Raw genomic sequence first — 7,534 nt, 5'->3', positions numbered from 1 at the left:
ATCGCAGTGTCGCCCGGATAGGGTTGGGCGGCGTCTTGTTTATCGATGATGGCGCGTTGATTGTTGGTCGAGGAGGTGAAGACGTCGTCGACACCGTTGAAGCGGGCGACCTGGGAGCTGCACCCCGCGGCGGCGCCTGCAATCATGAGGACGGCGCAGCCACGCGCCAGATTGCGTCCGTTTGCCTTCAAAACACTGAATTGCATCGCACTAACCCGCACAGACCCGGTACAAACTGGTCATGATTAAAGCGCGTTAATGTTACTGGCCGGTTAACCCCTTAGAATCCGGCGAAAATTTTCTTAAAATATTCGAAGAGTGTCAGATGACGGCGGCGACGCTGCGCAGGATCGGCTGCAGCCTGACGATACCGATGTCCTCGCGCTCGAAGCGGCTGCCGACTTTGGTGAGCTTTGCCAGCACCTGCTCGCCCTCCTCCGGGCCGATCGGCGCGATGACCACACCGCCGCTCGACAACTGGTCGAGCAGGAAACGCGGCAGGTTGTCGAAGGCCGCCCAGGCAACGATGCGGTCGAACGGCCCTTCATTCGGCAATCCGTTGGAGCCATCCGCCTGGCGGACGATGACATTGCCGATGCCGAGCGCCTCGAAGCGCTGTTTGGCCTGCTCGGTCAGCGTCTTGTAACGGTCGATGGTGACGACGCGCGACGCCAGCCGCGACATCACCGCCGCCGTGTAGCCAGTCCCGGTGCCGATCTCCAGCACGCGGTTGCCGGGCTCGATGCCAAGCGCCGCGAGCACCGCGGCCTGCAGGTCGGCGCCCTCGATCGCCTCGCCGCATTCGATCGGCAGCATGCCGTCCGACCAGGCGAGCGAATGGAACTGTCCGGACAGGAAGCCACGGCGCGGCGTCGCCTCGAAGGCGGCAATCAGCGGCTTCGGCGCCGACCCCCGGCCGCGCAGGCGCAGCAGGAAGGCGGCAAAACCTTCGCGGTCGTCGACTGAAATCGGCTGGTTCATACGAGCGCCTTGGTCAGTTGGTCGCGAATTTCATGAGCTGTAAGGTCGAGCTGCAGCGGCGTCACCGACACCAGTCGGTTGCGCATGGCATGGAGATCGGTGCCCTTCTTGCCTTCGACCGGCTCGCGGCCGAAGCGCAGCCAGTAATAAGGCAGGCCGCGCCCGTCGCGGCGCTCGTCCACCCACAGGCTGTGCACCAGCTTGCCCTGCGAGGTTACGACGGTGCCCTCGATCTCGTCGGGCGCGCAATTCGGAAAATTGACGTTGAGCAGCACGCCGTCCGGCAGCGGCATCGCCACCAGCTTTTTCAGCAGCGCCGGCGCCAGCGCCTCGGTCGTCTCGTAGGGAACGACGCGGTCCTCGCCGGCATAGGAATAGGCCTGGCTGACCGCGATCGAGCGCACGCCGAGCAGCGCGCCCTCCATGGCGCCTGCGACGGTGCCTGAATAGGTGACGTCGTCGGCGATGTTGGCGCCGGAATTGACGCCGGACAGGATGAGGTCGGGCATGCCCGGCAGGATCTTCTTGACACCCATGATGACGCAATCGGTCGGCGTGCCGCGCACGGCGTAGTGCTTGTCGCCGATCTTGCGCAGCCGCAGCGGCTCGGAGATCGACAGCGAATGCGCGTAGCCGGATTGATCCTGCTCCGGCGCCACCACCCAGACGTCGTCCGACAGCGTGCGCGCGATGCGTTCGAGCGACGCCAGGCCCTCGGCATGGATGCCGTCGTCATTGGTCAAGAGAATGCGCATTACTTCGATTCGATCTTGGTCAGACCACCCATGTAAGGCCGAAGCGCTTCAGGAATGGTTACGCTGCCATCCTCATTCTGGTAGTTTTCGATGACGGCGATGAGAGCGCGGCCGACAGCGGTGCCCGAACCGTTCAGCGTGTGGACGAAACGGTTGCCCTTGCCGTCCTTGTCCTTGTAGCGGGCATCCATGCGTCGTGCTTGGAAGTCGCCGCAGACCGAGCAGGACGAGATTTCGCGATAGGCGTTCTGGCCGGGCAGCCAGACCTCGATGTCATAGGTCTTGCGCGCGCCGAAGCCCATGTCGCCGGTGCACAGCGTCACCGTGCGGAACGGCAGCTCCAGCCGCTTCAGCACTTCCTCGGCGCAGGCCGTCATCCGTTCGTGCTCGGCGATCGAGCTTTCCTGGTCGGTGATCGAGACCAGTTCCACCTTGTAGAACTGGTGCTGGCGCAGCATGCCGCGGGTGTCGCGCCCGGCCGAGCCCGCTTCCGAGCGGAAGCACGGCGTCAGCGCCGTGTAGCGCAGCGGCAGCTTTTCATGCGCGGTGATTTCTTCGCGCACCAGGTTGGTGAGCGGCACCTCGGCGGTCGGGATCAAGCCCAGCCTGCCGTCGCCATGCGGCGTGAAAAACAGGTCGAGCTCGAACTTCGGCAATTGGTTGGTGCCGAAAAGCACATCGTCCTTGACCATCAGCGGCGGGATGATTTCCTCATAGCCATGCTCGGTCGTGTGCAGATCGAGCATGAACTGGCCGAGCGCGCGCTCCATCCGCGCCAGCTGGCTCTTAAGCACCGTGAAGCGCGAGCCTGACAGCCTTGCCGCCCGCTCGAAATCCATCATGCCCAGCGCTTCGCCGACTTCGAAGTGCTCCCTCACCCAGTTCGGGCGCGCAGGCACCTCGCCGACAATCCGCTTCACCACATTGTCGTGCTCGTCCTTGCCGACCGGAACCTCATCCAGCGGCACGTTGGGCAGCACCGCCAGCGCATCGTTCAGCGCTTTGTCGAGCTCGCGCTCGCGCGCCTCGCCGTTCTGGATGAAGGCCTTGATCTCACCGACTTCGGCCTTGAGCTTCTCGGCCAGGGCTGCATCGCCCGAACGCATGGCGTTGCCGATCTCCTTCGAGGCGGCATTGCGGCGTTCCTGCTTGACCTGCAGTTCGGTCAGATGCTCGCGCCGCGCCTCGTCGCTGGCGATCAGGCCATCGACGGTGGACTGCGCCTCGGCCGCCGACCACGAGCGCTTGACCAGCGCCTCGGCAAGGGCCTTCGGGTTGTCGCGAATCCATTTGATGTCAAGCATGGTCTGAACGCTCCTGAGCTAAGGCTCGAGGGCGTAAACCGCATCCACGATCGATGCAAGATGGGCCGGGCGGCGGTTACCGTTTTCCGCCGCCGCCGCGTTACGATGCCGCCGGCGCCGAGGGCTCGTCGGGCGTCTTGTCGGCCACGGTCTCGTCTGCCTCCTGCTTCTCGCGCGCCAGACGGTCCCGCTCCTGGCTGCGTTCGATCAGCCGGGCCGACCAGATGGCGACCTCGTAGAGCAGGATGGTCGGGATGGCCAGGCCGATCTGGCTCATCGGATCTGGCGGCGTCAGCACGGCGGCAACGACGAAGGCGATGACGATCGCCCATTTGCGCTTCTCGGCCAGCGCCTTCGACGACAGCATGCCGACCCTGGTCATCAGGCTGGTCACCACCGGCAGCTGGAACACCAGGCCGAAGGAGAAGATCAGCGTCATGATCAGGCTGAGATATTCCGAGACTTTCGGCAGCAGCGATATCTGCACCTGGTCGTTGGTGCCGGTCTGCTGCATGGCGAGGAAGAACCACATCACCATCGGCGTGAAGAAGAAATAGACCAGCGAGGCGCCCATCAGGAACAGGATCGGCGAGGCGATCAGGAACGGCAGGAAGGCGTTGCGCTCGTTCTTGTAGAGGCCGGGCGCGATGAATTTGTAGATCTGCGTGGCGATCAGCGGGAAGGCGATGACCATGCCGCCGAACATGGCGAGCTTGACCTGCGTGAAGAAGAACTCCTGCGGCGCCGTATAGATCAGCTCGACCTTGTGCGGGTCGAGCCCGGCCCACTGCGTCGCCCATTTGAACGGCACGACCAGGAGGTTGAACAGCCGCTTGGCGAAGAAGAAGCAGACGAGGAAAGCGACGAAGAAGCCGCCCAGCGACCAGATCAGCCGCCGGCGCAGCTCGATCAGATGCTCGATCAATGGCGCCGACGATTTCTCGATTTCGTCTCGTTCCTGATCCGTGACGCTCACTTGGCGGCTCCCGCCGTCTTCTTAGGCGCGGGCTTCGTCGCCGGCGCGGACTTCGTCGCCGGCGCCGTCTTCTTGGGCGAGGGCTTCGCCGTCGCCGGCTTCGTCACTGGCGCCGCCTTCACTTCAGACTTATTCGCCGCCTTGCTAGCTGCCGGCTTCGATGTCTTTGCTGGTGCGGCTGGCTTGGCGGCTTTCACTGGCGTCGGCTTTGCCTGCGCCTTTGCAGCCTTCGCCACGGTTGCGGGTGCCTTGGCAGTCTTCGCCGCGGCCGGCTTCTTGGCGTCCACCTTCTGCGGCGCCGCCGTTGCAGCGGCAACTGCCGGCGCCACAACGGCATCGTCGGTCATCGCCGGGAAGATGGGCGCCGCCGGCGTCGCTTCCGGTGCCTCGACGCCAGGCAATACCGTCGCGCCGTTCTTCAGCGGCTCGCTGGCCTGCGGCGTCGAAGCGGCCGGCGTGGCCGGATCGACGGCAGGCTTCGGCTTCATCGCGGCATCGACGCCGGAGCGGACATCGGCCGCCGCCTGTTCGAACGGATTGAGCTGCTTGCGGATCTCGGCGACCGGGCTGAGGCCCCTGAGCTCGTCCACCGACTTCTTGACGTCGTCGAGTTCGGCTTCCTTCAGCGCCTCGTTGAACTGCTTCTGGAAGTCGCCGGCCATGGCGCGCAGCTTTGCCGTCGTGCGGCCGAAGGTGCGCAGCATATTGGGCAAATCCTTCGGCCCGACGACCACGATCATGACGACCGCGATCACCAGCATCTCGGTCCAGCCGACTTCAAACATGGCAATCTGTTCCGACTAGAACCTCGGGCTCAGCTCTTGCTGGCCTTTTCCTTCACCGTCGAAACGGTCTCGTCCGCGCGATGCTCGACGGTGCGCTTGTCGTCGGCGGTGTCGTCGTCGGCCATGCCCTTCTTGAAGCTCTTGATGCCCTTGGCCATGTCGCCCATCAGCTCCGGAATCTTGCCGCGGCCGAACACCAGCAGCACGATCACCAGGACGATCATCCAGTGCCAAATCGAAAACGAACCCATAGCTACTCTCTCTCGAATGTTTTCCCTGGCGATGATCTATGCGCTTTCGCGTTGGGATTCAAACACAACCGCGACAAAGTTTATGACAGCGCGGCGGATGTCACGCATTTTCGGTAATGCCGCCCGCTACCAATCGGCGCATCTACCCTCGCAACGCTGCTTTTGACAGCGGCAGGCGGGTCAATCTTCCGTGACGCGCGGCGTCAGAAGACCGAGTTCCTCGAGGTCGATGTCGGTCAATGCATCCTCGTCCTCGGCCAGCGCGTCAGGGTCGGCCGGCGGCAGCGGCACCGAGAAATTCGACGGCATGCGGGTCGAAAGCAGCCCGGCGCCTTTCAGTTCCTCCATGCCTGGAAGATCACGGATCTCCTCCAGCGCGAAATGGTCGAGGAAGGCGTCCGTCGTACCGTAGGTGACGGGGCGGCCGGGCGTGCGGCGACGGCCGCGCATCCTGATCCATTCCGTCTCCATCAGCGTGTCGAGCGTGCCCTTCGAGGTTTCGACGCCCCTGATGTCCTCGATCTCGGCACGCGTCACCGGCTGGTGGTAGGCGATGATCGCCAGAACCTCGAGCGCCGCGCGGGACAGCTTCCTTTGCTGGACTGTGTCGCGGCTCATCAGGAACGCCAGGTCGCCGGCGGTGCGGAAGGCCCAGGCATCGCCGACACGCACCAGATTGACGCCGCGCCTGGCATAGATCTGCTGCAGGTCGGCCATCGCAGCGGCGATGTTGATGCCGTCGGGCAGACGCGCGGCAAGCTGCTTTTCGCTGACCGGCTCGGCGCTGGCGAAGACGATCGCCTCGGCCATGCGCACGGCTTCCGCCAGAGCGAGCCGCTCGGCCGGATTCTCGACCGAAGCCTGCTCGACCGCAGTTTCCTCGGCCTCGTCCTCGACCTTGAACGGAATGACCGAAGCGTTGGCGCGTTCGCTCATGCTACCACCTCGACTGCCTTTATGCCTTGGGCGCGGCCGCGCAGATAGATCGGCGCGAACACCTGCTCCTGCCGCAAGTCCAATTTGCCTTCACGCACCAGTTCGAGCGTCGCGGCAAAGGAGCTGGCGACCGCCGTGCGCCGCTCTTCCGGAGCGGCGAGATACTCGATCAGGAAACTGTCCAGCGCCGTCCAGTCGCTGAGCGTGCCGACCAGCCTGTTCAGGATGTCGCGCGCATCCTTGAGCGACCACACGCCACGCCTGGCGATCGTCACATTGTTGATCGCCTGCTTCTGGCGCTGCTGCGCATAGGCGGTGAGCAGATCGTAGAGCGAGGCGGAGTACGCGTTGCGCTTCTCGATGATGACCATTTCCGGCATGCCGCGCGCGAACACGTCGCGGCCGAGCCGGTTGCGGTTGACCAGCCTGGCGGATGCATCGCGCATCGCCTCCAGCCGCTTCAGCCGGAACTGCAGCACCGCAGCCAGTTCCTCGCCGCTCTCGCCCTCTTCGCCCGGCTGCTTCGGGATCAGAAGCTTCGACTTCAGGAAGGCCAACCACGCCGCCATCACCAGATAGTCGGCGGCAAGCTCCAGCCTCAGCGCCCTCACCTGCTCGACGAAGGTCAGATACTGCTCGGCCAGCGCTAGGATCGATATGCGCGCCAGATCGACCTTCTGGTTGCGCGCCAGATGCAGGAGCAGATCGAGCGGCCCCTCGAAGCCGGCGACGTCGACGACCAGCGAGGGGTCGCCGGTAACGCGCGAATCGTCGTTCTCGGCCCACAGACGGTCCATCGGTGCGGCCTTCGCGGCCTTGCTGTCCAATGTTTCCGCCACTGCCTCTGTCTCTTTCCTCTGTCAGGCCACCGCGTCGAAATAGGTGGCAAACTCGGCGCGTATCTCGGTCTCGTTCGCGCGGTCGCGATCCTTTATATAGGTCAGCGCCCGCTCGGCGCGCTCGAGCGGCTTGCCGGTAAGCGCCGTGGTGCGTGACGCGATGCCCGACATTTCCTCGAAAACCCCGTTGCAGTGAAGGACCAGATCGCAGCCCGCCGCAAGGATCGCCGCCGCCTTTGCCGGGAAATCCCCAGAAAGTGCCTTCATCGAGGTGTCGTCGCTCATCAACAGCCCGTCGAAGCCGATCTCGCCGCGGATAATGTCGTTGACCACCTTTGCCGAGGTCGTCGCCGGGTTGTTCGGATCGACGGCGCTGTAGACGACATGCGCCGTCATCGCCATCGGCAATTGGTTGAGCGCCTTGAACGGAGCGAAATCATGGCTGCGCAGCTCGCTGAGCGGCGTATCGACCGTCGGCAGTTCGAAATGTGTGTCGGCGAAGGCCCGCCCGTGCCCCGGAATGTGCTTCATCACCGGCAGCACGCCGCCCGACATCAGTCCCTCGGCGGCGGCGCGACCAAGCTCGATGACGGGGCCCGGCTCCTTGCCGTAGGCGCGCGCGCCGATGACGTCGCTGGCGCCTTCCACCGGCACGTCGAGCACCGGCAGGCAATCGGCGGTGATGCCATGGCGAAGCAGGGCGAAGG

General features: G+C 64.4%; 9 protein-coding genes and 1 pseudogene. All 10 read right to left on the bottom strand.

The window, feature by feature from the left end:
* Positions 1-206 (bottom strand): annotated as a pseudogene (locus EN780_RS22735) (peptigoglycan-binding protein LysM); the annotation flags it as partial.
* Positions 207-321: 115 nt separating this feature from the next.
* Positions 322-981 (bottom strand): protein-L-isoaspartate(D-aspartate) O-methyltransferase, encoded by a 660-nt coding sequence (locus EN780_RS22730; protein ID WP_128275377.1) that lies wholly within the window; start codon positions 979-981, stop codon positions 322-324.
* Positions 978-1,736: a 5'/3'-nucleotidase SurE gene (surE, locus tag EN780_RS22725; protein ID WP_128275376.1), complete on the bottom strand. Its 759-nt coding sequence runs from the start codon at positions 1,734-1,736 to the stop codon at positions 978-980. Before surE ends, EN780_RS22730 begins: the two co-directional genes overlap by 4 nt.
* Positions 1,736-3,040 (bottom strand): serine--tRNA ligase, encoded by a 1,305-nt coding sequence (gene serS, locus EN780_RS22720; protein WP_128275375.1) that lies wholly within the window; start codon positions 3,038-3,040, stop codon positions 1,736-1,738. Before serS ends, surE begins: the two co-directional genes overlap by 1 nt.
* A gap of 100 nt (positions 3,041-3,140) precedes the next feature.
* Positions 3,141-4,016 carry a twin-arginine translocase subunit TatC gene (gene tatC, locus EN780_RS22715; protein WP_127285296.1) on the bottom strand — a complete coding sequence of 292 codons (876 nt, stop codon included), beginning with the start codon at positions 4,014-4,016 and terminating at the stop codon, positions 3,141-3,143.
* Positions 4,013-4,801 (bottom strand): Sec-independent protein translocase protein TatB, encoded by a 789-nt coding sequence (tatB, locus tag EN780_RS22710; protein ID WP_128275374.1) that lies wholly within the window; start codon positions 4,799-4,801, stop codon positions 4,013-4,015. The genes tatC and tatB overlap by 4 nt, the downstream gene beginning before the upstream one ends.
* Before the next feature lie 29 nt (positions 4,802-4,830).
* On the bottom strand, positions 4,831-5,052 hold the full coding sequence (locus EN780_RS22705; RefSeq protein WP_127286570.1) for a twin-arginine translocase TatA/TatE family subunit: 222 nt from the start codon (positions 5,050-5,052) through the stop codon (positions 4,831-4,833).
* 180 nt (positions 5,053-5,232) lie between these two features.
* On the bottom strand, positions 5,233-5,988 hold the full coding sequence (gene scpB, locus EN780_RS22700; RefSeq protein ID WP_127286569.1) for an SMC-Scp complex subunit ScpB: 756 nt from the start codon (positions 5,986-5,988) through the stop codon (positions 5,233-5,235).
* Complete coding sequence (locus EN780_RS22695; protein ID WP_127286573.1) at positions 5,985-6,785, bottom strand: ScpA family protein; 801 nt, start codon at positions 6,783-6,785, stop codon at positions 5,985-5,987. The genes scpB and EN780_RS22695 overlap by 4 nt, the downstream gene beginning before the upstream one ends.
* A 63-nt stretch (positions 6,786-6,848) precedes the next feature.
* On the bottom strand, positions 6,849-7,534 hold a 686-nt coding region (locus EN780_RS22690), incomplete at its 5' end, for a glycoside hydrolase family 3 N-terminal domain-containing protein (protein WP_133372677.1).

Source organism: Mesorhizobium sp. M4B.F.Ca.ET.089.01.1.1 (assembly GCF_004022605.1).
Taxonomy (GTDB): Bacteria; Pseudomonadota; Alphaproteobacteria; order Rhizobiales; family Rhizobiaceae; genus Mesorhizobium; species Mesorhizobium abyssinicae.
This window is presented reverse-complemented; position numbering and strand designations above follow the sequence as displayed.

What these genes read in the sequence shown, in the direction of transcription:
- EN780_RS22730 (WP_128275377.1), bottom strand. Translation starts at nt 981, where the DNA reads ATGAACCAGCCGATTTCAGTCGACGACCGCGAAGGTTTTGCCGCCTTC.
- surE (WP_128275376.1), bottom strand. Translation starts at nt 1,736, where the DNA reads ATGCGCATTCTCTTGACCAATGACGACGGCATCCATGCCGAGGGCCTG.
- serS (WP_128275375.1), bottom strand. Translation starts at nt 3,040, where the DNA reads ATGCTTGACATCAAATGGATTCGCGACAACCCGAAGGCCCTTGCCGAG.
- tatB (WP_128275374.1), bottom strand. Translation starts at nt 4,801, where the DNA reads ATGTTTGAAGTCGGCTGGACCGAGATGCTGGTGATCGCGGTCGTCATG.
- EN780_RS22705 (WP_127286570.1), bottom strand. Translation starts at nt 5,052, where the DNA reads ATGGGTTCGTTTTCGATTTGGCACTGGATGATCGTCCTGGTGATCGTG.
- scpB (WP_127286569.1), bottom strand. Translation starts at nt 5,988, where the DNA reads ATGAGCGAACGCGCCAACGCTTCGGTCATTCCGTTCAAGGTCGAGGAC.
- EN780_RS22695 (WP_127286573.1), bottom strand. Translation starts at nt 6,785, where the DNA reads ATGGACCGTCTGTGGGCCGAGAACGACGATTCGCGCGTTACCGGCGAC.